The sequence below is a fragment of the Halomonas borealis genome (assembly GCF_004798905.1).
Lineage (GTDB): Bacteria > Pseudomonadota > Gammaproteobacteria > Pseudomonadales > Halomonadaceae > Halomonas > Halomonas borealis.
This window is the reverse complement of the sequence record NZ_SDMO01000139.1, coordinates 1-237: the sequence shown is the minus strand read 5'-3', so window position 1 is coordinate 237 and position 237 is coordinate 1. Positions and strand designations below refer to the sequence as shown.

Here is a 237-nt window from a genome sequence, read left to right as displayed (position 1 = left end):
CAATCAACTTAATAGCAGCTTCAATATCATCCGCTGAAAGTTGATTAATCGTCCGTGTAATTTCTATTTCATTTTTACGGATCGCCTGATTAACCTCTTTTGAAAAGCCATTTTTGCGACGCTCGTTTTTGGTATTACGAATAGTTTGTTTAAAGTCAGAATAACCATCGTAGCCCATTTTTTTCAAGGTTCTATTAACTGTGGAAACACTGACATGTGATTCTGTTGCCAATATCG

At 35.9% G+C, this 237-nt stretch carries 1 protein-coding gene; it reads right to left on the bottom strand.

Features of this window, described 5'->3' with window-relative positions; translation table 11 throughout:
• Positions 1 to 237: MurR/RpiR family transcriptional regulator (locus ETC07_RS16440; RefSeq protein WP_136249351.1), on the bottom strand; the 237-nt coding region annotated here is incomplete at both ends.